General features: G+C 68.0%; 24 protein-coding genes. 15 read left to right on the top strand and 9 right to left on the bottom strand.

The window, feature by feature from the left end:
- Positions 1-173: 173 nt before the first annotated feature.
- Together glnA and F620_RS0103065 are read right to left on the bottom strand one after the other, a co-directional pair.
- Positions 174-1,583, bottom strand: a complete 1,410-nt coding sequence (gene glnA, locus F620_RS0103070; protein ID WP_019569409.1) for a glutamate--ammonia ligase — start codon at positions 1,581-1,583, stop codon at positions 174-176.
- A gap of 218 nt (positions 1,584-1,801) precedes the next feature.
- Complete coding sequence (locus F620_RS0103065; protein ID WP_019569408.1) at positions 1,802-3,028, bottom strand: cation diffusion facilitator family transporter; 1,227 nt, start codon at positions 3,026-3,028, stop codon at positions 1,802-1,804.
- A 140-nt stretch (positions 3,029-3,168) separates the two neighbouring features.
- Between F620_RS0103065 and glyQ the strand changes: the two genes are divergently transcribed.
- The 4 genes from glyQ to F620_RS0103045 all read left to right on the top strand — a co-directional run bounded on the left by glyQ (position 3,169) and on the right by F620_RS0103045 (position 7,800).
- Positions 3,169-4,116: a glycine--tRNA ligase subunit alpha gene (gene glyQ, locus F620_RS0103060; protein ID WP_018936517.1), complete on the top strand. Its 948-nt coding sequence runs from the start codon at positions 3,169-3,171 to the stop codon at positions 4,114-4,116.
- Between the two features lie 90 nt (positions 4,117-4,206).
- Complete coding sequence (gene glyS / locus F620_RS0103055) at positions 4,207-6,288, top strand: glycine--tRNA ligase subunit beta (RefSeq protein WP_019569407.1); 2,082 nt, start codon at positions 4,207-4,209, stop codon at positions 6,286-6,288.
- A gap of 12 nt (positions 6,289-6,300) precedes the next feature.
- The gene (locus F620_RS0103050) at positions 6,301-7,041 is read left to right on the top strand and encodes a 1-acyl-sn-glycerol-3-phosphate acyltransferase (RefSeq protein WP_019569406.1); all 741 of its coding nucleotides are present in this window, start codon (positions 6,301-6,303) and stop codon (positions 7,039-7,041) included.
- 114 nt (positions 7,042-7,155) lie between these two features.
- On the top strand, positions 7,156-7,800 hold the full coding sequence (locus tag F620_RS0103045) for a hypothetical protein (protein ID WP_019569405.1): 645 nt from the start codon (positions 7,156-7,158) through the stop codon (positions 7,798-7,800).
- A 25-nt stretch (positions 7,801-7,825) separates the two neighbouring features.
- On the opposite strand, the gene F620_RS0103040 is transcribed toward F620_RS0103045, so the two are convergent.
- From F620_RS0103040 to F620_RS0103030, 3 genes are all read right to left on the bottom strand, one after another.
- Positions 7,826-8,827 (bottom strand): PA2778 family cysteine peptidase, encoded by a 1,002-nt coding sequence (locus F620_RS0103040; RefSeq protein WP_019569404.1) that lies wholly within the window; start codon positions 8,825-8,827, stop codon positions 7,826-7,828.
- A 7-nt stretch (positions 8,828-8,834) separates the two neighbouring features.
- The gene (locus F620_RS0103035; RefSeq protein WP_019022619.1) at positions 8,835-9,314 is read right to left on the bottom strand and encodes a PA2779 family protein; all 480 of its coding nucleotides are present in this window, start codon (positions 9,312-9,314) and stop codon (positions 8,835-8,837) included.
- A 93-nt stretch (positions 9,315-9,407) separates the two neighbouring features.
- Positions 9,408-10,673 (bottom strand): 6-phosphofructokinase, encoded by a 1,266-nt coding sequence (locus F620_RS0103030; protein ID WP_018868796.1) that lies wholly within the window; start codon positions 10,671-10,673, stop codon positions 9,408-9,410.
- 191 nt (positions 10,674-10,864) lie between these two features.
- Here F620_RS0103030 and F620_RS0103025 point away from each other — a divergent pair, with 191 nt between their 5' ends.
- The gene (locus F620_RS0103025) at positions 10,865-11,878 is read left to right on the top strand and encodes a class 1 fructose-bisphosphatase (RefSeq protein ID WP_019569402.1); all 1,014 of its coding nucleotides are present in this window, start codon (positions 10,865-10,867) and stop codon (positions 11,876-11,878) included.
- A 168-nt stretch (positions 11,879-12,046) separates the two neighbouring features.
- Here the strand turns inward: F620_RS0103025 and F620_RS14180 are convergent, their stop codons facing one another.
- From F620_RS14180 to F620_RS0103010, 3 genes are all read right to left on the bottom strand, one after another.
- Positions 12,047-13,552 (bottom strand): acetyl-CoA carboxylase biotin carboxylase subunit family protein, encoded by a 1,506-nt coding sequence (locus F620_RS14180; RefSeq protein WP_231373860.1) that lies wholly within the window; start codon positions 13,550-13,552, stop codon positions 12,047-12,049.
- Between the two features lie 35 nt (positions 13,553-13,587).
- A complete protein-coding gene (locus F620_RS0103015) occupies positions 13,588-15,597 on the bottom strand; it encodes a CocE/NonD family hydrolase (RefSeq protein ID WP_019569400.1) in 2,010 nt (669 codons plus the stop codon).
- Between the two features lie 94 nt (positions 15,598-15,691).
- Entirely contained in the window at positions 15,692-16,699 is a 1,008-nt protein-coding gene (locus F620_RS0103010; RefSeq protein ID WP_019569399.1) for a 2-hydroxyacid dehydrogenase, read from the bottom strand.
- A 158-nt stretch (positions 16,700-16,857) separates the two neighbouring features.
- On the opposite strand from F620_RS0103010, the gene F620_RS0103005 reads away from it, so the two are divergent.
- The 9 genes from F620_RS0103005 (at position 16,858) to F620_RS0102965 (ending at position 24,029) form a co-directional block, all read left to right on the top strand.
- A complete protein-coding gene (locus F620_RS0103005) occupies positions 16,858-17,970 on the top strand; it encodes a sulfite reductase subunit A (protein WP_019569398.1) in 1,113 nt (370 codons plus the stop codon).
- Positions 17,967-18,440, top strand: a complete 474-nt coding sequence (locus F620_RS0103000; protein ID WP_019569397.1) for a cyclic nucleotide-binding domain-containing protein — start codon at positions 17,967-17,969, stop codon at positions 18,438-18,440. Before F620_RS0103005 ends, F620_RS0103000 begins: the two co-directional genes overlap by 4 nt.
- Entirely contained in the window at positions 18,430-19,305 is an 876-nt protein-coding gene (locus F620_RS0102995) for an FAD/NAD(P)-binding protein (protein WP_019569396.1), read from the top strand. The genes F620_RS0103000 and F620_RS0102995 overlap by 11 nt, the downstream gene beginning before the upstream one ends.
- Positions 19,302-20,090 (top strand): oxidoreductase, encoded by a 789-nt coding sequence (locus F620_RS0102990; protein WP_019569395.1) that lies wholly within the window; start codon positions 19,302-19,304, stop codon positions 20,088-20,090. Before F620_RS0102995 ends, F620_RS0102990 begins: the two co-directional genes overlap by 4 nt.
- Positions 20,087-21,385, top strand: a complete 1,299-nt coding sequence (locus F620_RS0102985; protein ID WP_019569394.1) for a Ni/Fe hydrogenase subunit alpha — start codon at positions 20,087-20,089, stop codon at positions 21,383-21,385. Before F620_RS0102990 ends, F620_RS0102985 begins: the two co-directional genes overlap by 4 nt.
- A gap of 68 nt (positions 21,386-21,453) precedes the next feature.
- Entirely contained in the window at positions 21,454-21,726 is a 273-nt protein-coding gene (locus F620_RS0102980) for a BrnT family toxin (RefSeq protein ID WP_018878197.1), read from the top strand.
- 25 nt (positions 21,727-21,751) lie between these two features.
- Positions 21,752-21,961, top strand: coding sequence for a type II toxin-antitoxin system BrnA family antitoxin (gene brnA, locus F620_RS0102975; RefSeq protein ID WP_019022609.1), 210 nt, complete (start codon positions 21,752-21,754; stop codon positions 21,959-21,961).
- A gap of 210 nt (positions 21,962-22,171) precedes the next feature.
- Positions 22,172-22,645 (top strand): hydrogenase maturation protease, encoded by a 474-nt coding sequence (locus tag F620_RS0102970; protein WP_019022608.1) that lies wholly within the window; start codon positions 22,172-22,174, stop codon positions 22,643-22,645.
- Between the two features lie 259 nt (positions 22,646-22,904).
- Positions 22,905-24,029: a Fic family protein gene (locus tag F620_RS0102965; RefSeq protein ID WP_019569393.1), complete on the top strand. Its 1,125-nt coding sequence runs from the start codon at positions 22,905-22,907 to the stop codon at positions 24,027-24,029.
- A gap of 212 nt (positions 24,030-24,241) precedes the next feature.
- Here F620_RS0102965 and F620_RS0102960 read toward each other — a convergent pair whose 3' ends face one another.
- Positions 24,242-24,616: a group 1 truncated hemoglobin gene (locus tag F620_RS0102960; RefSeq protein ID WP_018868810.1), complete on the bottom strand. Its 375-nt coding sequence runs from the start codon at positions 24,614-24,616 to the stop codon at positions 24,242-24,244.
- A 104-nt stretch (positions 24,617-24,720) separates the two neighbouring features.
- Here F620_RS0102960 and F620_RS0102955 point away from each other — a divergent pair, with 104 nt between their 5' ends.
- The gene (locus F620_RS0102955) at positions 24,721-26,766 is read left to right on the top strand and encodes a hypothetical protein (protein ID WP_019569392.1); all 2,046 of its coding nucleotides are present in this window, start codon (positions 24,721-24,723) and stop codon (positions 26,764-26,766) included.
- Positions 26,767-26,805 lie beyond the last annotated feature (39 nt).

Genomic DNA, 26,805 nt, shown 5'->3' with positions numbered 1-26,805 from the left:
CTGCCCGCACGGCGCGCCTCCGGGCGCGCTTCGGGAAGCAGAGGGCCGCCTTCGGGCGGCCCTTTTTTGTGCGCGCTCTCCGCGCAGGCCGCGCAGGTTCGCCCGGAGCGGAACCAAAAAAAGGCCCCGGCGCGAACGCCGGGGCCCGATGACGGCCGGAAAGCCCGCGGGGCTTACAGGCTGTAGTACATGTCGAACTCGATCGGATGGGTGGTCATGCGCATGCGCGTGACGTCTTCCATCTTCAGATCGATGTAGGCATCGATCATGTCGTCGGTGAACACCCCGCCCTGGGTCAGGAACGCGCGGTCGGCGTCCAGCGCCTCCAGGGCCTGATCCAGCGAATGGGCGACCTGCGGGATGCCCTTCTCTTCTTCCGGCGGCAGGTCGTAGAGGTTCTTGTCCATCGCCTCGCCCGGGTGGATCTTGTTCTGGATCCCGTCGATGCCGGCCATCAGCATCGCGGCGAACGCCAGATACGGGTTGGCGGTGGAGTCCGGGAAGCGCAGCTCGATGCGGCGGGCCTTCGGGCTCATCACGAACGGGATGCGGATGGACGCCGAGCGGTTGCGCGCGGAGTAGGCCAGCATCACCGGCGCCTCGAAACCCGGCACCAGGCGCTTGTAGCTGTTGGTGGACGGGTTGGTGAAGGCGTTCAGCGCGCGGGCATGCTTGATGATGCCGCCGATGTAGTACAGCGCGGTCTCGGACAGTCCGCCGTACAGGTCACCGGAGAACAGGTTCTTGCCATCCTTCGACAGCGACTGGTGCACGTGCATGCCGGAGCCGTTGTCGCCGACGATCGGCTTGGGCATGAAGGTGGCGGTCTTGCCGTGCATGTGGGCAACGTTCTGCACCACGTACTTGAGCATCTGCACTTCGTCGGACTTCTTGGTCAGGGTCGCCGCGCCGACGCCGATCTCGCACTGGCCGGCCGTCGCCACCTCGTGGTGATGCACCTCGGTGGTCAGCCCCATCTCGGTCATCACTTCACACATGGTGGAGCGGATGTCGTGCAGGCTGTCGACCGGCGGGACCGGGAAGTAGCCACCCTTCACGCCCGGACGATGGCCAATGTTGCCGTCGTCATACACGCGCTCGGAGTTCCAGGAGGCCTCCTGGGAATCCACGCGGCAATAGGAACCGGAGAGGTCGGAGCCCCACTTCACGTCGTCGAACACGAAGAACTCGTTCTCCGGACCGAACAGCGCGGTGTCGGCAATGCCGGTGCTCTGCAGATAGGCCTCGGCGCGACGCGCCAGCGAGCGCGGGCAGCGGTCGTAGCCCTGCATGGTGGCCGGTTCCACGACATCGCAGCGGATGTTCATGGTCATGTCCTCGAAGAACGGGTCGATGGCCGCGGACTCCGGATCCGGCATCAGGATCATGTCGGATTCGTTGATGCCCTTCCATCCGGAGATGGAAGAGCCGTCGAACATCTTGCCTTCTTCGAAGGAATCTTCGTCGAGGTCGTGGGCCGGCAGGGTGACATGCTGTTCCTTGCCCTTGGAATCGGTAAAACGAAGGTCAACGAAACGGACTTCCTGTTCCTTGATCTGCTTCAGCACTTCGGCTGCGGACATAATGAGGACTCCTCTGGTCTTCAGTTTGAGACGGTCGATGCCGGTGCGGTCGCTTGGGGCCGATCGGCGTCTGCCGGTTGGTCATGCAGGTGGCGTGCCAGCCTGCAAGCCCCGGTTCGGGGCGCCCCTGCGCCCATCTCTGCGCCACCACGGCCGAATGCCGCACACCCGCAGTGCACATGATGCACCATTATAGTGCCACCGCGCGGCATGCGCCCTCATTCGGTGCAAGGCCGATAGAGCACGGTCACCTGTCCCAGTACCGGCCCCAGAACGGGGTGTTCCCGCAGCTGCCGGGTCAGCAGATCGGCGCGCTCCTGCAGGGCGGCTCCCGTCCGCGCGGGATCCAGCCGCAGAGTGACGGTGGCATGCACCCGCCCGCCGAGATAATGCAGGGAAAGGTGCTCCAGGGCCTCCAGCTCGGGGAAGCCGGCCCAGGCCTCGCGCAGGCCGGCCACCAGTTCGGGGCGCAGGGGCAGCCGCGAGCTGGCCGCCTGCTCCTCGTCGTTCTCCGGATCCACGTGCACGGTGATGTCGCTGACCTCGCCCGCATCCTCGGTCACCGCGCGATGCACGGCATCGGCGATGCGGTGCCCCTCGGACACCGAAATCATCGGCGCGACCTGCACGTGCACGTCGGCCACCGCGTCGTCGCCGGAGCGGCGGGTGCGCAGCATGTGGGCATCCTTTACGCCAGGCACGTCCAGGATGGTGCGGTGGATGCGCTCGACCTTTTCCGGTTCCAGCGCGGTGTCGATCAGCTCGGCCACGCTGCGGCGGATCAGGCGGCCGGCGACATGCAGGATGAACAGGGCCACCAGCAGCGCCGCCAGCGCGTCCAGCCACGGCCAGCCGGCGACCGCGCCGGCCACCCCCAGCAGCACGATTACCGAAGAGATCGCGTCGGTGCGGTGATGCCAGGCGTTTGCCTCCAGCATGCGCGAGCCCAGCCGGCGCGCGACCCGACGGGTGTACTGGTACAGACCCTCCTTGGCCACCAGGGTCACCACGGCGAAGGCGACCGCCAGCGGTGCCGGCCCCGTGGCATCGTCCAGCTCCAGCAGGCGTCCGCCGGCGCCCCAGGCGATGGCCAGCCCCGCCAGCGCGAGGAACAGGCCCACGACCACCGTCGCGAGCGTCTCGATGCGGCCGTGGCCGTAGGGGTGATCCCGATCGGGGGAAGCGGCGGCATGCCCTGCCGCGACCAGGACCACGGCATCGGTGACCAGGTCGGAGACGGTATGCACGCCATCGGCGATCAGGGCCTGGGAGTTGAGCAGCCAGCCGCTGAGCAGCTGGGTCACGGCCAGCCCGGAGTTCACCGCGGCGCCGGTGAGCGTGACCCGGCGCGTGTCGCGGTAGCGCCGGTCGTCGGTGCCCGACTCGAGCGGGTCGGGCGGTTCGGCGGGCGCCCTGTCCGGCTGCTGCTGGTGATCCGCGGCCATCGTGCCCCCCGGAGATGCCTCGATTCGGGGCATTATGGACCTCGCCGCGACCTCCGGCCACCGCAGCCGGGCCGGGCGGTGGCCGCACCCCGGCACGGGCCGATATACTGCCGCCCCTGATCCGCTCCGGACCCCCAGCCATGGCGAACGCAAGCGACCGAACCGAGACCGCGAGTCCCACCTTCCAGGACCTGATCCGTCGACTGCAGGATTACTGGAACGACCACGGCTGCGTGGTGATGCAGCCCTACGACATGGAGATGGGCGCCGGGACCTTCCACCCGGCGACCTTCCTGCGCTCGATCGGGCCGGAACCCTGGCGCGCCGCCTACGTGCAGCCCAGCCGGCGCCCGACCGACGGCCGCTACGGCGACAATCCCAATCGCCTGCAGCACTACTATCAGTTCCAGGTGCTGCTGAAGCCCTCCCCGGCCGACATCCAGGACCTGTATCTCGGCTCGCTGGAGGCGCTGGGCTTCGACACGCTGACCCACGACGTCCGTTTCGTCGAGGACAACTGGGAATCGCCGACGCTGGGCGCCTGGGGGCTGGGCTGGGAGGTCTGGCTGAACGGCATGGAGGTGACCCAGTTCACCTACTTCCAGCAGGTGGGCGGGATCGACTGCCACCCCGTCTCCGGCGAGATCACCTACGGGCTGGAGCGTCTGGCGATGTACCTGCAGGGCGTGGAGAGCGTCTACGACCTGGTCTGGACCGTCGGCCCGGACGGGCGCGCGGTCACCTACGGCGACGTCTACCACCAGAACGAGGTGGAACAGTCGAAGTACAACTTCGAGCACGCCGACCGCGATGCCCTGTTCGCCGCGTTCGACCACCATGCGGCGGAGAGCGACCGCATGATCGAGCTGGGCCTGCCGCTGCCGGCCTACGAGCAGATGCTGCGCGCCTCGCACAGCTTCAACCTGCTGGATGCGCGCGGGGCGATCTCGGTCACCGAGCGCCAGCGCTACATCCTGCGCGTGCGCGAGCTCTCCAGGAACGTCGCGCAGAAATACTATGAATCGCGCGAGGCGCTGGGCTTTCCACTGTGCGCCCCGGGCGACACCGGCAAGTCCGACGCCGCCTGACGCCACCCGACACCGGGGCATACCCCGAACCCGTGCCCGCCGCCGCCCCGAACGGGCGCGCGGGCCCACCGGAACCCGACTGGACCGAACATGGACGAAGCCCGCGAACTTCTGATCGAACTCGGCACCGAAGAACTGCCGCCGGCCGCGCTGGCACGCCTGCGCGACGCCTTCGCCGAGGGCCTGACCACCCGCCTGCGCGAGGCCGGGCTGGAACCCGGCGAGCCCGAGGCCTTCGCCACACCCCGGCGCCTGGCCGTGCGCTTCCCCGCGGTACCCGGCCGCCAGCCCGACCAGCTGCAGGAACGCCGCGGCCCGGCCGTGGCCGCCGCCTTCGACGACCAGGGCCAGCCGACCCGCGCGGCGCAGGGCTTCGCCTCCTCCTGCGGGGTGGAGGTGGACCAGCTCGAGCGCGAGAACACCGGCAAGGGCGAATACCTGATCTTCCGCCGCATGCAGCCGGGGCAGGCCCTCGGCGGACTGCTGCCGGAGATGCTGGCCGGAGCCCTGGAACACCTGCCCACGCCCAAGCGCATGCGCTGGGGCGAGAGCACCACGGAATTCGTCCGCCCGGTGCACTGGCTGGTGGTACTGCACGGACCCGACGTCCTGCCGATGACGGTGCTGGAACAGGGGGCCGGCCGCCACACGCGTGGCCACCGCTTCCACCACCCGGCCCCGCTGGAGCTCGCCAGCCCCACGGACTACGCCGAAAGGCTGCGCGCCGAAGGCCGCGTGGAGCCCTCGTTCGAGTCCCGTCGCGAACGCATCCTGGAGCAGGTCCACGCGACCGCCCGCGAGCTGGGCGGGCGCGCGCTGGTCGACCCGGACATGCTGGACGAGGTCACCGCGCTGGTGGAGTGGCCGGTGGCCCTGGGCGGCAGCTTCGACCGGCGTTTCCTCGAGGTCCCGCAGGAGGCGCTGATCTCCACCATGCAGGACAACCAGAAATACTTCCCGGTGGTGGACGAGGCCGGCCGCCTGCAGCCCCATTTCATCGTGATCAGCAACATCGAGTCGCGCGATCCCGAGGCAGTGCGCGACGGCAACGAGCGCGTGCTGCGCCCGCGCTTCGCGGATGCCGAATTCTTCTGGGAGCAGGACCGCAAGCACCGCCTGGAAGAACGCCTCGACGAACTCGGCTCGGTGGTGTTCGAGAAGCGCCTGGGCACGCTGCGCGACAAGTCGCATCGCCTGGAGACGCTGATGCAGGGTCTGGCGGATCCGATGGGACTGGATGCCGGCCAGGCCGCCCGCGCCGCGCGGCTGTGCAAATGCGACCTGCTGACCCGGATGGTGTTCGAATTCACCGAACTGCAGGGCACCATGGGGCGCTACTACGCGCTGCACGACCGCGAGGACGAGGCGGTCGCCGATGCGATCGAGCAGCACTACTGGCCGCGCCAGTCGGGCTCCGAGCTGCCGGACGGTCCGCTGGCCCAGGCCCTCGCGCTGGCCGACCGCCTCGACACCCTGGTCGGGATCTTCGCCATCGGCAAGCAGCCCAGCGGCACCAAGGACCCGTTCGCCCTGCGCCGGGCCGCGCTGGGGCTGGTGCGCATCCTGGTGGAACGCGAGCTCCCGCTGGCCCTGACCCCGCTGCTCGCGGGAGCCGCCGAGCCGATCCGCGAACGCGTGGCCGAGGCCGACCAGGCGGTCGAGCCGGTGCGCGAGTACATCGTCGAGCGCCTGCGCGGCTACCTGCTGGAACAGGGCCACGCCCACGAGACCATCGAGGCCGTGGGCGCGGTCGCCCCCGACCAGCCGCTGGATTTCGCCCGGCGGGTGCGCGCGGTGTCGCAGTTCCGCGAACGCCCGGAGGCCGAGGCCCTGGCCGCGGCCAACAAGCGTATCCACAACCTGCTGCGCAAGGCCGGCGACGAGGCCGCCGGCACGCTCGAGCCCGACGCTCTGGTGGCCGACGAGGAACGCCAGCTGCACCAGGGTCTGCTGGCGGTGCGTCCGGCGGTGGATGCCGCGGTGGCCGACGGCGACTACGTGCTGGCGCTGGGCGAACTCGCCGGGCTGCGCGAGCGCGTGGACCGCTTCTTCGACGGGGTGATGGTGATGGCCGAGGACCCGGCCGAACGGCGCAACCGCCTCGCCCTGCTGCGCGAGCTGCGCCAGGCCTTCGAGACCGTGGCCGACATCGGGCGGCTGGCCACCGGCTGAGGGCAGGCAAGCATGCTGTATCTGCGCTCACTGCTGTTTCACGTCGGGCTGATCAGCTCTTCGCTGATCTACGGCCTGATCGTACCGTTGCTGATCTGGCCGCTGTCCCATGAACGCCGCTACCGCATCCTGACCCAGTGGGGCCGCTTCAACATCTGGTGGCTGCGGGTCACCTGCGGGGTGCACTACCGGGTACGCGGCCTGGAACACGTGGACACCTCGCGCCCCCACGTGGTGATGTCCAAGCACCAGTCGGCGTGGGAGACGCTCGCGTTCGTGTCGATCTTCCCGCGCCAGACCTGGGTGCTCAAGCGCGAGCTGATGCGCATCCCGCTGTTCGGCTGGACCCTGGCCATGCTCAACCCGGTACCGATCGACCGCGGTGCCGTTCGCCAGGCGCTGGAGGGCCTGCTGCGGGAAGGCAAGAAGCGCCTGGACCAGGGGCTGTGGGTGATCGTGTTCCCCGAGGGCACGCGCGTGAATCCCGGGGAAAAGGGCCGTTATCGTCAGGGCGGCGCGCAGCTGGCCGCGCGCGGCGGCTACCCGGTGCTGCCGGTGGCGCTGAACTCCGGTACATACTGGCCGCGGCGCGGGATCCTGCGCCATCCCGGGACCATCGAGGTCTCGGTGGGGCCGCCGATCGAGACGCAGGGCCGTTCGGCCGCCGAGGTGCTGGCGCAGGCCGAGGACTGGATCGAAAGCGAGATGGCGCAGCTGGAACCGCGCGACGACTCCTCCCCGCGGGAGCAGTAACCCGGCGGCCCGACGATCCGACGATCCCCCGCCGGATTCCCGCCCAAATTGCGCACGGGGCCGCAAGCCCGCAATCTTCCCGGCTACACCCCAGAGGAACCCGGAGACGCCCGCATGTCCGCTTCCCCCGGAACGATCGGCCCGGCGCTGGTCGAACTGCGCGAACGCAACATCCACCGCGTCGGCGATGACGAGCCGGCGGTCTGGCTGATCGACGACCGCGAAATGGGCGGGATCCTGGTGAACGCCCCGCCGTTTTCGGATGCCCTGCTGCAGGAGCTGCGCGCACTCACCGAGCCAGGCTGGCTGTTCCTGCCCAGCCACCGCGGCGCCCGCGACCTCGACGCCTGGCGCGAGGCCGGACTGGAGGTGCTGGCCTACGAGGCCGAGGCACCCGCGATCCGCGCCGCCGGCGGCACCGTGGATACCCCGTTCAACCGCAAGCAGCGCCTGTCGCGCACCATCGACTTCCTGCCGATGGGCGGCGTCACCGAAGGCACCTGCGCCCTGCGGATCAAGAACCTGCCGGGGGCGATCTTCTTCGGCCCCGCGCTGACCCCGGGCGAGGACGGCTGGCCGACCGTGACCCCGGAAGCCACCGACCATTCGGCCGAGGCGCGGCTGTTCGGCTCGCTGGGGATCAAGGACCTGAAATTCGCCTGGGCGTTCTGCGACCGCCACGATCCGGAGACCACGCACATCGGCCCGGACGCCGACCAGCACATCCACGCGCGGGTGGAGGCCCTGTTCGAGGACTGACGCCGCACCGAACCGCGTGCCCGTCTCAGTCGGCGCGCGAATCGGCCGGGCAGTCCGGGACGGGGTCGCATGGCCCGCCGGACGGGGCCGCCCGCTCCAGCGTCCGCAGGGTCGGGGCAGACGGGGATTCGTCTTCGCCCCCGGTCAGCGCCACCGCACAGGCGGCCGCCGCGCGGGCGGGTTCCGTGCAGTCACGCGCCAGCAGGACATGGGCGAGGTTGTTCCAGGCCGCGTCCACGCCGGAGTCACGCTCGATCAGCTCGCGCAGCGCAGACTCGGCCGACTCGGGATCATCCTGCGCCATCGCAACGTTCGCCAGACCGACATAGCCCACCGGCTGATCGGGCCATTGGTCGATCGCCGTGCGGTAACCCGTGGCCGCGCTCTCCAGTGCGCCGATGACCTCCAGCTCGTTGACCGCGCGCAGCCAGTTCAGCGGCTCCGCGGTGGCCGGCAGCTCGTCCGGCGCCACCGGGATGAAGGCCCAGCGCTCGCCGCGCGCCCAGGTCCGCTCGAAGCGGGCGAACTCGTTCACGTGACGCTCGTGGGTGCCGCTGCGCAGGATGATTTCGCCGGCGTCGAGGTCGTAGCCGATGACCACCGCGAAATGCCATTCCGGGAACATCGCGAGCCCGAGGTTCTGGAACACCACCACCGGATGACCGGCCGCGACCTCGCGCAGGACCGCTTCCAGATCCGGCTCCAGGCGATACGCCACCAGATCGCGCGCACGCACCGCCGCACGCATCTCGGCCTGCAGCGTGCCCTCGCGGACGGGGATGTAGACCTCGTCGATCAGCCCTTCCAGCGACACGTCCAGACCGCGCCCCTCGAGCACCGTGGCCAGCGCGGCCGGGCCGCACTGGTACCCCTCCTGCGGGTGGAACGGGGTGTCGGTCAGCTCGACGCGCGGCGGCAGATCCGGCAGGGCCCCGGGCGCACCCGCCAGGTCGCGGCTCTGCGGCGCGGTCGCACAGCCGGCCAGCAACGCCGCCAGCAGCAGCGCCGCGAGTCCCCGGAGGATCACGCGGTGACTACCGGTCGCGCGGCGGCTGGACGAAGGAGAAGATGTCGGTCACGCCTAGGGCGTCGGTGATCACGAACACCAGGAACACGATGGCGACCACGCCCAGGGCGCCGGCGGCCCCCACCGGTTCGGAGTCCATGCGCGCTTCCAGCTCCGCCAGCTCCTCGTCGGTCAGCCGGGCGACGCGCTCGCGGGCCTGTTCCGGATCCACGCCCATGGCGATCAGCTGCTCCTGTACGGGCGCCTCTTCCAGACGTTCCAGCAGTTGCGCCCGGGTGTCCTCCGCCTGCGCCTGATCGATCAGGGCGCGGGTACCCACCATCTGCCCGGTGTCATCGCCGCTTGCGGATGCCCCCTGCGCGCGCTCGGCCGTTTCGGCCAGCACGGAGGTGGCCGGCAGCAGGGCCAGGCCGAGGGCACAACAACCGGCCAGCATGCCGGATACGGACGGGGTACGACGCAAACGCGAGACGCTCGGAATCGACATGGACGGCCTCCTCGAAGGCTCGGATGGGGAAACGTGCTTCCTATCTTACGCTCGTTACGGGGCGCGCCAAGCCCCGCGAACGATCCGCCAGGCTCAGTCGTGATCCACGTCGAACGGCGGACAGCGTTTCGGCAGCAGTTCGCCGCGGATGCGCGGATAGGCGGGCAGTCCGCGCTCGAACGGCGGCTGGTCCTCGCCCTGGATCAGCGGGCGCAGGTAGTCGCGCGCCTCCTGCGTGATCCCGTAGCCGTCGGGGGTGATGTATTCGCGCGGCATGCCCTGCTCGATGTCGGCCACGCTCTCCAGCGAGGTACGCCCGATGCTCCAGCGATAGGGCTGGGTGGAATCGCGCCGGATGATGGGCATGAAGCTGTGCTCGCCGGCCACCACGCCCTCCACCGCGGCCCGCCCGCAGGCATAGGCCTGGTCGACGTCCACCTTCGACGCGATGTGCCGCGCGGCCCGCTGGATGTAGTCCACCACCGCCCAGTGCAGCTTGTGCCCGGTCTTTTCGCGGATCAGCTCGGACAGCCGCGGCGCGGCGCCGCCCAGCTGCGTGTAGGCGTACACGTCGTGGCTCTGCGCCACCGAGAACAGGCTGCCGTCGGGGTTCTTCAGGCCCTCGGAGACCACGACCACGCAGTAGCCGTGGCGCTCGATGGTGCGGTTGAGGTGATCCAGGAAATCCGCCTCGTCGAACGGCGTCTCGGCGAACAGGATCAGCATCGGCGGCTGGCCGTCGAACTCCTGGGCCAGCGCGGCGGCGGCCGCCAGCCAGCCGGCATGCCGCCCCATCACCTCGAGGATGAAAACCTTGGTCGAGCTGGTGTGCATGGACTCCACATCCAGGCTGGCCTCGCGCACGGTGGTGGCGATGAACTTGGCCGCCGAACCGAAACCCGGACTGGAATCGGTGATGGCGAGGTCGTTGTCGATGGTCTTGGGCACGCCCACCGCGGTGATCGGATAGCCCATGCGGTCACCCATCTTCGCGACCTTGAGGGCGGTATCCATGGAACCACCACCGCCGTTGTAGAAGAAATAGCCGATATCGTGGGCGCGAAAGACCTCCACCAGGCGTTCGTACTGCTCGGGGTGGGTGTCCGGATCGCCCAGATCGAAGCGGCAGGAACCGAAGGCACCGCCGGGGGTGTGCTTCAGCGCCTGCAGGGTCAGCGGGTCCTCGTGGTCGAGATCGATCAGCTCCTCGCGCAGCGCGCCCAGGATCCCGTCGCGCGCGGCGTAGATCCGCCCGAAATGCGCCGGATGACCGCGCACGGCCTCGATCACCCCCCAGGCACTGGCGTTGATGACGGCGGTGACCCCGCCGGACTGGGCGTACAGTGCGTTCTGCGGCATGTGTCTCTCCCTGGATGTCCCTGCTCATCGGGCCTCGTGGCCCCGGAATCGGCCCCCGCGCCCGCTTTTGCTACACTGTGCCGGTTAGGACACGGGCCGGACGGCGCGGTTCGCGCCAGCAGCGTGCGCAACCGCCTGCCCCCAAGAGTGCCCCGATGTCGCACGGACTCACAACCATCAGGATCGGCAATATGCATATCGGCACGACACTGACCAACTACATCATCGAAACCCAGCGCGGGATCCAGGGCGCCACCGGCGAGTTCACCGGCCTGCTCAACGACATCGCCACCGCGTGCAAGAAGATCTCGGCACTGGTCGACAAGGGCGACCTGGTCGGCGTCCTCGGCTCCGCCGGTTCGGAGAACGTGCAGGGCGAGACCCAGAAAAAGCTGGACATCATCACCAACGAGGTGTTCATCGAGGCGCTGTCGCACAACGGTCATGTCGCCGGTCTGGCGTCCGAGGAGCTGGACGAGATCCTCGAGCTGCCCAAGGACGCCCCGCGCGGCCACTACCTGGTGCTGTTCGACCCGCTGGACGGCTCCTCCAACATCGACGTGAACGTCTCCGTCGGCACCATCTTCTCCATCCTGAAGGCACCGGAGGGTGTCGAGAACCCGAAGACCGAGGACTTCCTGCAGCCCGGCACCACCCAGGTGGCCGCCGGCTACTGCCTGTACGGCCCGTCCACCATGATGGTGCTGACCACCGGCCAGGGCGTGAACATGTTTACCCTGGACAAGGATTTCGGCGAGTTCCTGCTGACCAAGGAAAAGATCCACATCCCCGAGGACACCCAGGAGTTCGCCATCAACATGTCGAACATGCGTTTCTGGGAAGCCCCGATCAAGCGCTATGTCGACGAGTGCCTGGCCGGCAAGGAAGGCGCGCTGGGCAAGGACTACAACATGCGCTGGGTCGCCTCCATGGTGGCCGAGGTGCACCGCATCCTGTCGCGCGGCGGTGTCTTCATGTATCCGCTGGACTCCAAGACCACCGCCAAGGGCCAGGAAGGCAAGCTGCGCCTGATGTACGAGGCCAACCCGATGAGCTACATCGTCGAGCAGGCCGGCGGTGCCTCCACCACCGGGCGCCAGCGCATCATGGAGGTCCCGCCGAAGGACATCCATCAGCGCGTGCCGGTGGTGCTGGGCGCGAAGAACGACGTGCAGCGCGTGACCCGCTACCACAACGAAGGCTGACCGGTCCGGCGGCCGCGACCCAGTCCGCGGCCCGCCAACCCGGCCTTGCAGGGCCCGGCCCCTTCGGGGGACCGGGCCTTTTTTGCTGGCCCGTACGGAGGTTCGGGCCGCGCGAGAGCCAGCGCCGGCTGGCAACCCGTGACGCCGATCGGCCGGAGGGCCGGCCTCCTACGGGTCAGGCATCAACCGCGGAAGGAGACGAGCCCCCTCGCCGATCCGGCCCGGGGAGGCATCAACCGGCAGGAGGCGAGCCCCCTCGCCGATCCGGCCCGGGGAGGCGTCAACCGGCAGGAGGCGAGCCCTCTCGCCGATCCGGCCCGGGGAGGCGTCAACCGGCAGGAGGCGAGCCCTCTCGCCGATCCGGCCCGACGATGAGGTGATGACCGCCTCGGTGTCCTTCTCGATGTCGAACTGCAGAACCGACAGGGCCTCGTCGTACTTGTCCAGCAGATCCGCCCGGTCGCGGCCGCCGATGAACACGTTGGCGATCTCGAAGCTGTACATGTCCTGGCCCTGCAGGTCCTTGAGGTGCTGACCCGGCTTCACCGGGATCTTGACCTCGGTGCCGGGCTGGCGGGTCTTCAGCCGGGTGATGGCCTCGGGGCTGGGGATACGCCGCACGCGGCCGGCTTCATGGGTGCGGAACATGAAATGGGCGGCCACGTTGAACTCGCCGTTACGCTCCATCGGCCGCGGCTTGCGTCCCAGCGCCAGGTCCACCATCACGGAATGGTGCGAGATGCCGTGCACCTTCTCGAAGATGTCCGAATGAGCCTGGGAGATCCGCGGGTTGATCTCCAGCAGCCACACCTGGTCGCCGGTCTGGTCGTAGTAGAACTCGGCGTTGAACGGCGAGTTGTCCAGGCCGGTTTGCTGCACCGCCAGCCGCGCGAGATCCATCATGCGGTGCTGGATCTCCAGCGGCAGCGAGGACGGGTATTCGTAGCGCGAGAACGAGGAGCCGTCCTGCTCGGTCACCGAATCGACCACACCGTAGACATTCACCTGCCCGTTGTAGCTGTATCCCTCGAGGGTGCACTGCCAGCCGCCGATGGGTGATTCAGCCACGAAGCTCTCGGGCATCTCGGCGATCTCCGGAGGCGCGCCGGAACGCTGCATCAGCCAGGCGAACGGCCCGCCGATGAAACCTCCCTTCTCGCGGCAGATCTGCATGACCGACCGGAACTGTCGCTCGTCGTTGATCTGGAAGGCGAGGAACGAACGGAACGACTTGATCGGCTTGATCCAGAACGGCGGCAGCATGTCGAGTTTCGACCACGCATTCTCGTCATGCGGGTCGAAGGCCCGAAAGCGCGGGATATGGTCGGGGATCACCTTGCGCTGCTCGAGCCGGCTCCAGTACTTGTGCTCGCACTTGAGCACGGCCTCCAGCGAGGGGCCGGGCACGCCGAAGCGCTCGGCCAGCAACGGGACCATCACGGTGCCGGGGAAGTCGTAGAAGCTGACGATGGCATCCACCGGCACGCCGGCCGCCTCGATGTTGCCGGCCGCACGTTCGATCAGCGCCTCCATGTAGAAGGACTCGACGTTGCGGATGTCGCTGAAATCCAGGGCCGAGTGGAACTCGCACTCGGCCGCCTGGGGCAGGCGCTCCAGCTTGGCCTGGTTGAAGGCATCCATGCCAACGACAAAAACGTGCTTCTTTTCGCTCATGCTCTCCCCCCCCGGTTTCCCGGTATGTTGTCGGGTTACACCAGGTCGCGCGGGATGCTCTCGTCCCAGCTTTGCGCGTAGATGCGTACATCACCCTCGTAGGCGTCCAGGGTGGCGCGGATCCGGAAGGTGTCGGGGGTAGAGGTGAGCACGGTGCGGGTCACCGTGCGCACCGACCAGTCATCACGCCGGAAATGCCGGGTCTGCACCACCTCGCCGCGCACGGTGTCGTAGGACTCGCTGCGGTAGCTGTAGCGTTCGTGCACCTCCCGGCCAAAGGTCAGGTCATTGTCATGCAGCTGCAGCACGGGGTCGTTGTTGATCACGTTCAGGACGACCTCGTTGGTCGCCAGGTTGTGCTCGGTCTTCCATTCCCGGTGGGCCGGGGCCAGCAGAGTATGCCCCGGGGTGGGGGCATGCCGCGGCTCGCCGAGATCCCGCGGGACGGGGGTGTCGGCGTCGACCCGGCGTTCCGGCAGATGCAGGCAGCAACCCTCCAGATGCAGCGTCAGACGTGCGGGTTCCGGTGCCGGCCACGCCAGCGGCCAGTAGGAACTGGAGATTGACAGGCGAATCCGATGACCGCGGCGAAACCGCTGGGCCACCTCGTTCAGCCGGAACCGGACACGGTAGCGCCGACCGGGCTCCAGCGGCTGCGGGTCCTCGTGCCCGTCGCGATGCGTCAGATTGCGGATGCCGAAGGTGACGCGCGTGGCCCGGTCCTCCGGGTCCACATCGGACAGGCGCGCGGCGACCTGGGCCACCGGACGATCAGCCTCGATTTCCAGTTCCAGTTCGGTATCGCCCAGCAGGTCGAAGTCTTCGTCCAGCGGATCGGTCTCGAACACCAGTGCGCCGCCGTCTTCCAGGCGCTGGTCCGAAGGCAGGTCGGTGGTCTCGGCGTAGGAACACCACTTGCCGGCGAACAGCCCCACGCTCAGCGGGCTGCGGATGGTCAGGGTTTCCGCTTCATCGGTGCGTTCGCCGCCGGCGACCAGGCGCCCCCGGGCCAGACCGAATTCGTGGTAGTGGATGTTGGGGCTGGGCCAGCGCTGCTCGGCGATCCACTCACCGGTGATCTCCGGGACAAGCGGGCTGCGCGCGTCGTGCAGCCACAGCCGAGCCATCGGATCGGCGTCCACGCCGCGGTCGATGCCCTTGAGCCAGTGGTCCCACCAGCGCACGCATTCGCCGAGGAAGTCGATGGTCGGCCCCGGCCCGCCCATGTGCGGATACTTGTGGCCCCAGGGCCCCACCAGCCCGGCGCGCGGTACCTGCAGGTGCTCGAGCAGGCGGAACACCGTGTTGGAGTAGCCGTCCGCCCAGCCGCTGACCGCCATCACCGGGACCTGAATGGCGCTGTAGTCCTCGCAGACCGAAGCGTGCTTCCAGTAGTCGTCGCGGCGCTGGTGCTCCAGCCAGTTGCGGATCCACAGGCCGGACCCCTCCAGCCGCTCGCGCCACATGTCGCGCCAGCGATCCTCGCCGACCACCCGCGGGTCCGGCGGGCAGGAGTTGAAGCCGAACATGGTCGACGCCCAGGAAAGGTTGTCGGTCAGCAGACAGCCGCCCATGTAGTGCACGTCGTCGGCATAGCGGTCATCCGACGAACAAACCGAGATCACCGCCCCCAGTTCCGGCGGCTGCAGGGCCGCCAGCTGAAGCCCGTTGAAGCCGCCCCAGGACAGCCCGAACAGGCCGACCCTGCCGGAACACCACGGCTGCTGCGCGATCCAGCGGATCACCTCGAGGCCATCGTCGAGTTCCTGCTGCAGGTATTCGTCGCGCAGCACGCCCTCCGAGTCGCCGCTGCCGCGCAGATCCACGCGCACCCCGGCGTAGCCGTGCGCGGCGAAGAACCCGTGCACCTCCGCATCACGCAGGGCCTTGTGGTCGTTCTTGCGGTAGGGGATGTACTCGAGGATCGCCGGCACCGGGTTGTGCTCGGCGTCCTCCGGCAGCCAGATGCGGGCGGCCAGACGGCAGCCGTCGCTCAGGGTGATCCAGGTGTTCTCGATGACCCTTGCACCGTCGACCTCGCTCATCTTCTGTCCTCCCTGCCCGAATGGCCTCCGTTCAGGACATATATGGTGCCGGGCAGGGAAAATCAAGCGCCTCGATCGAGCGCCAGGCCCGTCATCACACCAGCCGGCCCGGCAGTTCCTCGTGGCCCTCTGGGTCGCGCGCCAGCACCTGCAGGTTGTGCACGGTGGTCTCGGCGATGCCGGTCAGTCCTTCGTGGGTGAGAAACGCCTGATGGCCGGTGACCAGGACGTTGTCGCGGCGGGTCAGGCGGACCAGCCGGGCATCGGGGACACCGTCCGGGGTGCCGGTCCAGTCGCGGAAGAACACCGGGCCTTCGTCTTCGTAGACATCCAGACCCGCTGCCCCGAGCTGGCCCGAATCCAGCGCGGCCTCCACCGCATCGGTGTCCACCAGCGCCCCGCGCGCGGTGTTGATGAGGATGGCCCCGCGCGGCATGCGCGCCAGCGTTTCGGCGTTGATCATGTGGTGGTTGTCGCGCGTCAGCGGGCACATCAGGCAGACCACATCGGAGGTCGCCAGCAGTTCGTCGAGGTCGGTGTAGGTGACGCCGGCGGCCTGCAGTTCCGAATCCGGGTACGGGTCCATCGCGCGAACGCGAGCCCCGAAGCCAAGCATGATGCGGGCGAAGGCCGCGCCGATCTTGCCGGTACCGACCACGCCGACGCTGCGCTGCGCGACGTCGAAGCCGACCAGGTTGTTCAGCCGGAAATCGCCGCGCCGGGTGCGCTTCCAGGCGAAGTGGGTGTGGCGGTTCAGGGTCATCAGCAGCGCCACCGCGTGCTCGGCGATGGCATTCGGCGAGTACGCCGGGACCCGGGCCACGCGCATGCCGATGCGGCGTGCATGTTCGTCATCCAGGTTGTTGTGGCCCGAGCAGCGCAGGGTCACCACGTGGATGCCGTGACGTTGCAGCCCGTCCAGGGTGGCCGCACACAGGTCGTCGTTGGTGAAGGCGCAGACCGCATCCGCACCGGCCGCGTCACCCACCGTCTCCGGGGTCAGGCGGCGCTCGTCCAGTACCGGCTCCATGCCGGCCTCGCGCAGCATCGGCACCAGATGCTCCTGATCGTGTTGCTGGGCACTGAATACGGCGACCTTCATCCATTTCCTCCGGTGGCTGGCCCGGGTCGGGCCCTGACTGAGGACCTACAGCTTCGCACGACCGGGGCCCCGGATGCGCGTCGGGGCTGCCGGGGGTTGGCCCCGCAGGGGATTCTGGCGCAATATGGAAACCATCCCATCGGGAACGGGAGCACCCCGTGGAAGTGATCACACCCCAGGCCGTGGATACGCTGATCCGCCTGCTGGCCTCTGATGGCTACGAGGTGGTGGGTCCAACACGGCGCGACGGCGCGATCGTCTACGACCGGGTGCACGGTCTCGACGACCTGCCGGCGGGCTGGACCGACGAGCACGCCCCCGGCCACTACCGCCTGCGCGAGCGCGGAGACGGCGCCCTGTTCGGCTACGTGGTCGGCCCGCATTCCTGGAAGAAGTACCTGTTCCCCCCGCAGGAGACCCTGTTCCGGCTGACCCGCCAGGCGGACGGCAGCTTTACCACCGAGCCGGGCGAATCCGACGCCCCGCCGCGCGCGTTCATCGGCATGCGTGCCTGCGAGCTGGCGGCGATCGGCGTGCAGGACCGGGTATTCCTCGGACAGGCGGTGCAGGATCGCGGCTATGCAGCGCGGCGCCGGGACGTGTTCATGGTCGCGGCCCACTGCGCGGAGCCCGGCGGCACCTGCTTCTGTGCCTCGATGGATACCGGACCGCGCGCCCGCGAGGGCTTCGACCTGGCCCTGACCGAGGTAATCGATGCCACGCAGCATTTCCTGGTCGCCGAGGCCGGGAGCGAGGCCGGGCGCGCGATGCTCGAGCGGCTGGAGCCGCGCCCGGGCACGGACGCCGAGCAGGCCGCCGCCGAACGCGTATGGGCCGAGGCCCCGGAAAAGATGGGCCGGCAGATGCCCGGCGACGCCCGCGAGGTGCTGAACCGGGCCTTCGAACACCCGCGCTGGGAGGAGACGGCCGAGCGCTGCCTGTCCTGCTCCAACTGCACCCTGGTCTGCCCCACCTGCTTCTGCTCGCAGGTCGAGGAGGTGCCCGATCTGGAGGGCCAGCGCACCGAGCGCGTGCGGCGCTGGGATTCCTGCTTCAACCAGGAACATTCGCATCTGGTCGGCGGCGCCCACCGCGACTCGGTAGCCGCACGCTACCGCCAGTGGATCACCCACAAGCTCGCGACCTGGCACGATCAGTTCGACACCTCCGGCTGTGTCGGCTGCGGGCGCTGCATCACCTGGTGCCCGGTGGGCATCGACATCACCGAGGAGGTGACGGCGGTGCGCCGCGACCCGGAGGGCCGGGCATGAACGAGCTGCTGGCGATCCTCGAAGACCAGCCGTTCTTTGCCGACATGGAGCCGGAACACCGGCGCCTGCTGGCGGCCTGCGCCGCGAAGCTCAGCTACCCGGCGGACACGCGGCTGATGCGCGACCACGAGCCGACGGAGACCTTCTGGCTGATCCGAGAGGGCCAGGTCGCGCTGGAGAGCCCGCTGCGCGAAGGCTGCGTGACCTTCCAGACCCTGGGGCCCGGCGACATCCTCGGCTGGTCGTGGCTGCTACCGCCGTATCGCGCCAGTTACGACGCCCGGGCGATCACCGATCTGCAAACCCTGCACTTCGATGCCGGAGTGCTGCGTGAACATATGGAGGCCGACCCGGCGTTCGGCTACATGCTGATGAAACATTTCTCCGCACTGATCGTGCAGCGGCTGCAGGCCGCGCGGCTGCAGGCGCTGGACATCTACAGTCACGGAGGGCCCGGGCATGGCACCTGAAACCCTGCAGCCCCGCGCCGACAGCGCCCTGCCGGAACAGGCGATGGCGCCACAGCCCTGGCGCATCCATTCGATGCGCCCGGACGTCGCCAGCAACGAGGTGTTCAGCTGGACACTGTACCCGGAGCCGGGGGTCGAACCGGGGCAGCCGCCAGCGCCCGGGCAGTTCAACATGCTCTACCTGTTCGGCGTGGGCGAGGTGCCGATCTCGGTGTCCGCGATCACCGACGATGGAGGCATCGTGCATACCACCCGCGCGGTGGGCAGCGTGACCCGCACGATGCAGGATCTGGGACCCGGCGCGGTGGTCGGCCTGCGCGGGCCGTTCGGTACCGCCTGGCCGGTGGAGCAGGCCCATGGCCGCGATCTGGTGCTGGTCGCCGGCGGCATCGGCCTGGCCCCGCTGCGGCCGGTGATCCATGCGGCGCTGGAACGGCGCGACGACTTTGGTCATGTGGTGATCTGTTACGGCGCGCGCTCGCCCGGTGACATGATCTTTCGTGACGAGCTGGAGGCCTGGGGCGCGCGCGACGATCTCGACCTGCGCATCACCGTGGACCGCGGCACGGCCGCGTGGCGCGGCGATGTCGGCGTGGTCACCCAGCTGATCGACCGCGGCGGCTTCGACCGGCGCAACACGCTGGCGATGGTCTGCGGCCCGGAGGTGATGATGCGCTTCGCCGCGTCGTCGCTGGAGCGCCGCGGTGTCAAGCCGGAAGACATCTTTGTCTCCATGGAGCGCAACATGCGCTGCGCGCTGGGTTTCTGCGGGCACTGCCAGATCGGGGCGCAGTTCGTCTGCCGCGACGGCCCCGTGTTTCCCTACCCGGTAATGGAACCGGCCTTCCGGATACGCGAGCTATGAGTCGGGAAAAGCCTACCCTCGCGGTGTTCAAGTTCGCCTCCTGCGACGGCTGTCAGCTCTCGCTGCTGGACTGCGAGGACGAGCTGCTGGCGGTGACCGACCGGATCCAGATCGCGCACTTCCCCGAGGCCACCCGCACCCGCATCGACGGGCCCTGGGACCTGACGCTGGTGGAGGGCTCGATCACTACGCCGGAGGCGGCCGAAGAGATCCGCGAGATCCGCCGCGCATCGAAGTTCCTGGTGACCATCGGCGCCTGTGCCACCACCGGCGGCATCCAGGCCCTGCGCAACTTTGCCGACGTCGAAGAGTTTACCCGCCAGGTCTACGCCCACCCGGAGTACATCTCGACCCTGGCCACCTCGGATGCGATCAGCCAGCACGTGCCGGTGGACTTCGAGCTGCGCGGCTGCCCGATCGACAAGTACCAGCTGCTGGAGGTCATCAGCGCCTTCCTCTACGGCCGCCGCCCGCAGGTCTCCAGCGCCAGCGTCTGCGAGGAGTGCAAGCGGGCGGGACAGGTCTGCGTGATGGTCGCCCACGGCACGCCTTGCCTGGGTCCGGTCACCCACGCCGGCTGCGGCGCGCTGTGCCCCGGCTGCCACCGCGGCTGCTACGGCTGCTTCGGCCCCAAGGAGACGCCCAACGCGCCCGGCCTGTCCGGGCAGCTGGAGGCCCTCGGCATGGAGCGCGCCACCCGCGTGCGCTTCTACCGCACCTTCAATGCCGGCGCCGACGCCTTCCGCGAGGAGAGCGAGCGCGAAGAATCAGGAAACGGACCATGAGCGAGACCCGCACCATCGAAGTCGACTACCTCGCGCGCGTGGAGGGCGAGGGCGCGATGTACGTGCGCACCGAGGGCGACCGCGTGGAGGAGGTGAAGCTGTCGATCTTCGAGGCCCCGCGCTTCTTCGAGGGCTTCCTGCGCGGGCGCGACTTCCGCGAGGCCCCGGACATCACCGCGCGCATCTGCGGCATCTGCCCGATCGCCTACCAGCTGGGCGCCTCGCTGGCGATGGAGGACGTCTGCGGGGTAACCGTGGATGGCGTGCTGCAGGACCTGCGCCGGCTGGCCTACTGCGGCGAATGGATCGAGAGCCACGCGCTGCACGTGTTCATGCTCCACCTGCCGGACTTCCTCGGCTATCCCGACGCGGTCACCGCCGCGAAGGACCACCCGGACATGGTGCGCAACGGCCTGCGCATCAAGAAGATCGGCAACTCCATCCTGCGCCTGCTGGGCGGGCGCGAGATCCACCCGGTCAACCTGCGGGTCGGCGGCTTCTACCGCACGCCGACGCCCGACGAGGTCGCCGGCCTGCGCGAGGAGCTGGCCTGGGGCCTGGAGGCGTCCTGCGAGGTGGCCGAATTCCTCGCCACCCTCGACTACCCGAACCTGGAACGCGACTACGAGTTCGTGTCGCTGGTGCACCCGGACGAATACCCCATCACCCACGGCCGCCTCGGCTCCGGCAGCGGCCTGGACGCCGCCATCCGCGAGTACGATGACGTCTTCACCGAGGAGCACGTGGCCCACTCCAACGCCCTGCACAGCCACCGCTCCGACAGCGGCGAACCGGTGTTCATGGGTCCGCTGGCGCGCTTCGCACTGAACCGTGAACGCCTCACCCCGCGCGCCGCCGAACTGGCCGAGCGCGCCGGGCTGGGCGCCGCCTGCCGCAACCCGTTCCGCAGCATCCAGGTGCGCATGATCGAGATCGTGCTCGCCTTCGAGGAGGCCCTGCGCCTGGTCGACGGCTACCGGGCCGCACCGGCCGAACCCGCGCTGCCGGTCACCCCGCGCGCCGGCACCGGCTTCGGCGCCACCGAGGCCCCGCGCGGCATCTGCTACCACCGCTACCGCATCGACGACGCGGGCATCATCACCGACGCCAGGATCGTCCCGCCCACCTCGGTCAACCAGCCCACCATCGAGGCCGACCTGCGCGAACTGGTGCAGAGCCACCTCGACCTGCCGGACGACGAACTGCGCCACCACTGCGAGGTCGCCATCCGCAACTACGACCCCTGCATCTCCTGCGCCACCCACTTCCTCGACCTCACCGTCGACCGCCAGTAAGGCCCTGCGCGAAGGAACGCTTGCCTCTACGAGAGCAAAAACCACCATTCTGGTATAATTTCTACACCATGAAGTCATTCGAGTTCGACGAACGGAAGAGTCGATCGAATCTGGAGAAACATGGCATCGACTTCGTGACCGCCCAGGCCCTCTGGCGTGACCCCGATCTGCTGGAGATCCCCGGCCGCACGGAGGACGAACCCCGCTTTCTGGTGATCGGTCGCATTGAAAGGAGGCACTGGACCGCCGTTGTCACTCACCGAGAGGCCTGCGTCCGTATCATTTCGGTACGCAGGTCGCGCAAAGAAGAGGTAGCGCTGTATGAAAGCGAAGACATTTGACGAGCGCTTTGACAGCGGAGAAGAGATGACCGATGCCCTGGATCTGTCCGGGGCCCAACGACCGCTGCGCAAACAGCGGCGGGTAAACGTGGACTTCCCGGACTGGATGATCGAGTCCCTGGACCGAGAAGCCAGCCGATTGGGCGTCACCCGTCAATCCATCATCAAGATCTGGCTGGCGGAGCGGCTGGAAACGACCGCTGCTGCCCGGAAAAGCGAGGGCGCGCCGCGTTAGTCACCGCCAGGTATCGACTGGGAGCGCCCCGTGGCACGACCATCCGGACAGACCCCACGGGAAAAACGGCTGCCTGCGGCTTCCGAGGCAGACGGGCGGCGATCGGACCTGAGCGACGAACACCGCGAAGAAACTCTCAAGGCGGCAAGAAACACCCCCGTAGCACCTGAACACCCGCAAGAGGCATCCGCTGCCGCTCCCGACATGCCAATGACCGACAAAGAGGCGCTGGTCATCGGCATCGGCAACCCCTGGCGCGGCGACGACGGCATCGGCCACGCCGTGGTGGATGCACTGGCCGATACCCCGGGTCTCGCCACCGCGAAAAGCCACGGCGAGCCCGCCGAACTGATGGAGCTGTGGCAGGGCCACGACCCGGTGATCCTCGTCGATGCCATCGTCACCGGCGCTGCGCCCGGCACCCTCCACCGGCTGGACGCCCGCGAGCCGCTGCCGCGCGGCGCCCGCTACTCCTCCCACGGCATCGGCCTCGCCGAGGCCGTCGAACTCGCCCGCTCGCTGGACGAACTCCCGGACACCCTCATCGTTCACGGCATCGAGCCTGCCCGCCTCGAAGATGGCGCCGGCCTCTCGCCCGAGATCCGCGACAGCCTTGCCCGGGTCGTCCGCCGAATCACGAGCGATCTCGCCGGGGCGGTATCCGGGTCTCGCGGCACCCCCTGAATCGATTCAGTCCAATGGCAAACAACCGCCTTGGTCCGGGATTCGGGGCCGATCAGGAAACTTGGCACGCTTGTCGCTCACCGAGCTCGCCGAATGAACAACAAACAAGTTTGACAGTAACGGAATGCCGGCAAGCCCCATTGAGATCAATAATCCGGCCATTATTGAACGCAAATCCTGTTGGGGTCTTCTTGTTGACGACAAGGCCCTTTGTTGCTCAAATCCAGTCATTGGTTAATCACAAACGAGCGTGGGCGACATGAACATCGACTGTACTCGCGCCGTGCATTACCACACCGGTGACTTCCCGCCCCGCCCGCTCGATTACAGCCGTCTCATGCCGTTGTTGCTGGCCGCAACCGATGCGCTGGCGCGCTACGACCAGACCCTGCAGAACATCCATAACAGCGAAATCTTCCTGGCCCCGCTACGCAGCCAGGAGGCCGTGATCTCCTCGCGCATGGAAGGCACCATCAGCACGCTCGACGAGATTCTGGAGCTGGAAGCGGAACAGGACGAAAACGAGACCGGGGCCACCGGACTGTACCGATCCGACGTTGTCGAAACGGCCCTGTACCGACGGGCCCTCAATACGGCCCAGGCACAGCTCGAAGACGGCTACCCGCTCTCCGAGGGCCTGATTCGCAGCATCCACCAACAGCTACTCTCGTTCGGGCGGGGGGCGGAGAAATCCCCCGGCCAGTACAAGACGGAGCAGAATTACGTCGGTGAACGCGGCAGCCGGGAGGCCCGTTTCGTTCCCGCGACACCCGAACAGCTGGTCAGCGGCATGCAGACGCTGTTCGCGTTCATAGCCAGCGACGATGTACCGCTGTTGCTCCGCACCGCGCTGGCGCACGCGGAGTTCGAGGCCCTGCACCCGTTCAAGGACGGCAACGGCCGCGTGGGACGGATGCTGATCACGCTGATGTTGTGGCACGGAGGAGCCATATCCGCGCCACATTTCTATGTGAGTCGCTACTTCGAAGAACAAAAGGACGAGTATGTTGCCCGGTTACGCGAGGTATCGGCCAGCGGCCACTGGGAGGAATGGTGCTGCTTCTTTCTGGACGCCGTGCGTGAACAGGCCCGGAGGAACACGGACGTGGCCCGCTCCATTCGCGATCACTACGAGGAAATGAAAGTCCGTTTTGCCGATGTCCTCGGTTCCCGGTATTCCGTCCTCGCACTCGACTACCTGTTCACCTGGCCGGTCTTTCGCAACAGCCACTTCACACAGTCCGCGGGAATTCCCCGACAAACCGCCGCGCGCTTCACCCGTGTACTTCTTGAAGAAGGCCTTCTGCAGCCGGTGCGCGAGGCTGCTGGCCGCCGTTCGGCCGTCTATCGCTTCGAGTCCCTGATGCGGCTCGTCCGCGTTTGACTCCTTTCTGCACTCAAAGGCCTGTGCTGGTTGCGCCCGGACGGCAGACACGCATTTTTCCGTGGCGACAGAAGTGGGCCGCACTCTCCGACCCGGGGGAGTTCATTCGCGAGGTCTATCCGGGTCCGTGAGAAGAAAGGGGCCGGATACGACGAGAGACCCGGCCCCGTTTCCATTTTTGCGTCTGGCGAAAAGGGCTGCCCGAGGCTGGTCTACTTGTGGACGATCTCCTCCTTCAGGGAGTAGGAAATACCGAGTACTTCGTCGCAGACCGGACGCGGATAATCCATCTCCTGCATGGCCTGCACGATGTCGTCGAGTACCGCCACGAATTCGTCCACGCTGACGTTCATGCCGGTATGTGTCTCCAGCATGGATCGCCCGGTGTACTCCACCGGTCCGCCCGATCCGGCCGCGAGGAACTCCTTGACCTTTTCCCGTGCATGGTCCACCTGATCGTCGTCGAGTGCCCAGTACCGGGGACCCACCGTCTGGTTCTGAAGGTGAAGCTCGACAATGCGGTTTACGAGCTTGTCGATTCCGGCCTGGCCACCGAGCCGGTCGTAAAGCGTTTCGGTTTCGGACATGACAACTACTCCCTATGCTCTGGTTAAAACGGAACAGATGCATCGAGCATCCACACGGAAGGCGTGACATTTCCTGTCACGAGACGGACAAGTAGAAGTGAGAGATGGCGGATCCAGATCTGATACAGGTACGCGCGGCCCTCGACGCCGGTGACTTTGCCCGGGCGCGCGAGCTGATTGACGACCTCACCCTCCCGCCTTCGTCGGAGCTGCTGGAACTCCGGGCCATGGCGGCATATGGAGACGGAGACCTGGAAGGGACTCTGGCCGCGTATGGCGACCTGTACCGCCTTCATCTCGAGAACGATGAGCCCTGCGAGGCGGCCCGGGCCGCCGTAAACGTGGGCATGTATCTGATGATGGATTCGGGCCTGATGGCACCCGTGCGCGCCTGGCTGTCTCGGGCAGACCGCCTGGTCGCGGATGCACCGGACAACCCGGTCCGGGCGTGGATCGCTGCGGTAAGAACCTACGAACGTCTGATGTGCGGCGACATGCCGGGGACCGGGCACTGGGCGCGAAAGGCGATGGAAGGGGGGCGCAGGCACGGCCTGAAGGCCCCGGCAATCATCGGACAGGTAGCCCACGCCAGAGTCCGCATCCATGATGGCGCAGTCGACGAAGGGCTGAGTGCGCTGGACGATGTGGCCGTTGAGCTGAGCGCCGGCAATCTCGATCCCCTGACCTCCGGACAGATGTGGTGCGAGGTCATCTGTGCGATGCAATGGATCGGGCAGCACGATCGTGCCGAACAGTGGACCGAAGCCATGGAACGCTGGCGCCAGGGTGCTGCGTTCGGGGGCCTTGGCGGGCGTTGCCGGGTCCACCAGGCGGAGATCATGCGCCTGCGGGGACCCTGCGATGCGGCCGAACAGGAGGCGTTGCTCGCATGCGAAGAGCTGCGACCCTGGATGCGCCGCGAGTACGGCTGGCCTCTCACTGAACTGGGCAACGCGCGCCTGCGCAAGGGCGATTTCGCCGGGGCCGAAGAGGCGTTCATGGCTGCCTACCAGAACGCCTGGCTTCCCCAGCCGGGGCTTGCGTGGCTGCGGCTGGCCCAGGGGCGCACCGAGGAAGCCTTCTCGATGATCGAGAACGCACTCGAACATCCTTTCGACATCCCCTCGAAAGAGCGCCCGCCTACCGGCGCCCTGCGGCGGGCCCCCTTGCGCGATGCCGAGGTGGTGATCGCACTGGCCGCCGGGCGTGCGGATGTGGCGCGCGCCGCCGCAGCGGATCTGGAGACCACCGCGGAGGCCTATCAAAGCCACACACTGCGCAACGCGGCCGTCGCGGCCCGGGGGCGTCTGGCGCTCCACGACGGGCAAACCGCAGAAGCCATCCGGCTGTTGAGTAGCGCCGTCACTGAATGGGTCTCGCTGCGAATGCCCTTTGATGCAGCAACCCTGCGCATCGAACTGGCCGAAGCCTATCGCGCAGCAGACGACCGCGGGGCAGCAGAGCAGGAGTTCGAGGCCGCCTGTAGCGCATTCCGGGACCTCAACGCCACTCCCTGGGCCGAACTCGCACGCGAACGGGCGCCAGAGGAGCCTGCGGGGATAAAACCCGAGCCCGAACGCTGCATCTTCAGCCGGGAGGCGGAGATGCGAACGGTGACGTACGCCGGCACCACCGTGCGCCTTAAGGACCTCAAGGGCATGCGCTATCTGGAGCGCCTGCTGGCAGAACCCGGTCGCGAGTTCCACGTCCTCGACCTGGTGTCTGCCGAACGCGGGGCACTGCCGGTCGAGCCCCCTGCGGAAGATCTGCACATCGATGCCCAGGCGGGACTGGAGGTGTTCGACTCGAAGGCGCGCGAAGCCTATCGGCAACGACTCGCCGAAACGGAAGCGGATATCGAAGAGGCCGAGGCCAACAACGACCTTCACCGGGCAGAACTGGCCCGCGCCGACCGCGAGTTTCTGATCAACGAGCTGCGCCGCGGCGTGGGCCTGAACGACCGCGCCCGAACGGTGGGAGATGGCGTGGAACGGGCACGAACCAGTGCAACCCGGTCACTGCGTTACGCCCTCGATCGAATCGCCGAGCACCATGCAGCGCTCGGCGAACACCTCGAGCGGACCGTCCGCACCGGCACCTACTTCGCCTATGAGCCCGACCCCCGAGCGCCGGTCAAGTGGCAGATCTGACCGCCGGCCCCCCTGGGCCCTGCAGGTTTTACGCCCCGT

The organism is Thioalkalivibrio sp. ALE11 (assembly GCF_000381205.1).
In the GTDB taxonomy this organism is placed as follows: domain Bacteria; phylum Pseudomonadota; class Gammaproteobacteria; order Ectothiorhodospirales; family Ectothiorhodospiraceae; genus Thioalkalivibrio.
Note: the sequence above shows the minus strand (reverse complement) of the source record. Positions and strands in the feature narration are given on the sequence as shown.

Excerpts from the sequence above, each read along its gene's own strand:
- glnA (WP_019569409.1), bottom strand. The coding sequence starts at position 1,583 with ATGTCCGCAGCCGAAGTGCTGAAGCAGATCAAGGAACAGGAAGTCCGT.
- F620_RS0103065 (WP_019569408.1), bottom strand. The coding sequence starts at position 3,028 with ATGGCCGCGGATCACCAGCAGCAGCCGGACAGGGCGCCCGCCGAACCG.
- glyQ (WP_018936517.1), top strand. The coding sequence starts at position 3,169 with ATGGCGAACGCAAGCGACCGAACCGAGACCGCGAGTCCCACCTTCCAG.
- glyS (WP_019569407.1), top strand. The coding sequence starts at position 4,207 with ATGGACGAAGCCCGCGAACTTCTGATCGAACTCGGCACCGAAGAACTG.
- F620_RS0103050 (WP_019569406.1), top strand. The coding sequence starts at position 6,301 with ATGCTGTATCTGCGCTCACTGCTGTTTCACGTCGGGCTGATCAGCTCT.
- F620_RS0103045 (WP_019569405.1), top strand. The coding sequence starts at position 7,156 with ATGTCCGCTTCCCCCGGAACGATCGGCCCGGCGCTGGTCGAACTGCGC.
- F620_RS0103035 (WP_019022619.1), bottom strand. The coding sequence starts at position 9,314 with ATGTCGATTCCGAGCGTCTCGCGTTTGCGTCGTACCCCGTCCGTATCC.
- F620_RS0103030 (WP_018868796.1), bottom strand. The coding sequence starts at position 10,673 with ATGCCGCAGAACGCACTGTACGCCCAGTCCGGCGGGGTCACCGCCGTC.
- F620_RS0103025 (WP_019569402.1), top strand. The coding sequence starts at position 10,865 with ATGCATATCGGCACGACACTGACCAACTACATCATCGAAACCCAGCGC.
- F620_RS14180 (WP_231373860.1), bottom strand. The coding sequence starts at position 13,552 with ATGAGCGAAAAGAAGCACGTTTTTGTCGTTGGCATGGATGCCTTCAAC.
- F620_RS0103015 (WP_019569400.1), bottom strand. The coding sequence starts at position 15,597 with ATGAGCGAGGTCGACGGTGCAAGGGTCATCGAGAACACCTGGATCACC.
- F620_RS0103010 (WP_019569399.1), bottom strand. The coding sequence starts at position 16,699 with ATGAAGGTCGCCGTATTCAGTGCCCAGCAACACGATCAGGAGCATCTG.
- F620_RS0103000 (WP_019569397.1), top strand. The coding sequence starts at position 17,967 with ATGAACGAGCTGCTGGCGATCCTCGAAGACCAGCCGTTCTTTGCCGAC.
- F620_RS0102995 (WP_019569396.1), top strand. The coding sequence starts at position 18,430 with ATGGCACCTGAAACCCTGCAGCCCCGCGCCGACAGCGCCCTGCCGGAA.
- F620_RS0102990 (WP_019569395.1), top strand. The coding sequence starts at position 19,302 with ATGAGTCGGGAAAAGCCTACCCTCGCGGTGTTCAAGTTCGCCTCCTGC.
- F620_RS0102985 (WP_019569394.1), top strand. The coding sequence starts at position 20,087 with ATGAGCGAGACCCGCACCATCGAAGTCGACTACCTCGCGCGCGTGGAG.
- F620_RS0102980 (WP_018878197.1), top strand. The coding sequence starts at position 21,454 with ATGAAGTCATTCGAGTTCGACGAACGGAAGAGTCGATCGAATCTGGAG.
- brnA (WP_019022609.1), top strand. The coding sequence starts at position 21,752 with ATGACCGATGCCCTGGATCTGTCCGGGGCCCAACGACCGCTGCGCAAA.
- F620_RS0102970 (WP_019022608.1), top strand. The coding sequence starts at position 22,172 with ATGACCGACAAAGAGGCGCTGGTCATCGGCATCGGCAACCCCTGGCGC.
- F620_RS0102965 (WP_019569393.1), top strand. The coding sequence starts at position 22,905 with ATGAACATCGACTGTACTCGCGCCGTGCATTACCACACCGGTGACTTC.
- F620_RS0102960 (WP_018868810.1), bottom strand. The coding sequence starts at position 24,616 with ATGTCCGAAACCGAAACGCTTTACGACCGGCTCGGTGGCCAGGCCGGA.
- F620_RS0102955 (WP_019569392.1), top strand. The coding sequence starts at position 24,721 with ATGGCGGATCCAGATCTGATACAGGTACGCGCGGCCCTCGACGCCGGT.